Origin of the sequence: Amycolatopsis sp. H20-H5, from assembly GCF_035828755.1 — a bacterium.
GTDB lineage: Bacteria > Actinomycetota > Actinomycetes > Mycobacteriales > Pseudonocardiaceae > Amycolatopsis.
Genome location: NZ_JAYMZS010000285.1, coordinates 1 through 1,118, shown reverse-complemented (window position 1 = coordinate 1,118; position 1,118 = coordinate 1). Strand labels below are relative to the sequence as shown.

Genomic DNA, 1,118 nt, shown 5'->3' with positions numbered 1-1,118 from the left:
GGGGGGGGGGGGGGGGGGGCGCGGGGGGGGCCCGGGGGCCGGGGGTGGGGGGGGTAGCGGCCGGGGTGGTCGGCGCGGAGGGCGGTGTAACCGTTGCGCCAGAAAGACTCCTGGTCGGCGGTGACGGCGGCGGGGCGGCCGGCGGGGGAGAGCAGGTGCAGGACGACGGGCGCGCGGCCGTCGGCCAGGGCCGGGGTCTGGAGCCAGCCGAACGTCTCCTGCAGCTTGACCGCCAGCACCGGCTGGTCGCCCGTGTAGTCGACGCGGATGTGGGAGCCTGACGGGACTTCCAGGCGGTCCGGGGCGAGCTCGTCGAGCCGCGACGCGGCGGGCCACGGGAGCAGGCCGCGCAGTGCCGCCCCGGCGTCGATCGTGGCGAGGTCCGACCGTCGCCTGGCGCGCGAAAGGTCCAGCCACGTGTCCACTGTGGACAGCAAGCTGTGGTCGTCGACCGGCGGCCACGGCGGGCCGAGCACACGGTGCAGGAAGCCCATCCGCTCGCGCAGGCGCTTGCCGTCGGCCGTCCAGCGCAGCAGGTTCAGGCCTTCCGCGCGCAGCCCGTCGAGCAGCGCCGCGCGGACGGCCGGGACGCCGGGAGAGCGCAACGGCTTCGACGCCAGGACGATCGCGCCGAGCCGGCGCACCGACTGGGCCACCACGTCGCCGCCGGACCACGCGACCTCGTCGGACTCGGTCACCAGGTTCGGCGCCGCGCGCACGGCCAGCCCGGCGTCGGCGGCCGCGGCGAGCCGGATCGTGCCGTGCACGCGCCCCGGATCCCGGGTCGCCTCCGCGACGGCCAGCCATTCGACGTCGCCGAGCCCGCTGCCGCCGGGCAGTTCCGCCGCGGTGCCGCCCGCCATCAGATACACCGAGGTGCCCGCCGCGCGCCGCCGGGCGAGCCGTTCCGGATGGGCCAGCGCGACGACCAGCGCCGCGTCCGGCCGTCCGCGCCCGCCGCCGTCGACCAGCCCGCTCAGCCGCCTGACCTCGGTCTTCCACCGTCGTGCTCCGTCGTCGCCGCTGCCGCGCAGCCGCCGCAACTCCGCCTCGACGTCGGTCAGCGTGCCGCCCGAATCCAGCAGCGCGACGACCTCGGCCGCCGACCTGGCACCTAC

At 77.6% G+C, this 1,118-nt stretch carries 1 protein-coding gene; it reads right to left on the bottom strand.

The genetic code is table 11. The features are described 5' to 3' along the window. The coding region (locus QMK34_RS47505; RefSeq protein ID WP_326421633.1) for an ATP-dependent helicase C-terminal domain-containing protein at positions 1-1,118 on the bottom strand (1,118 nt) is incomplete at both ends.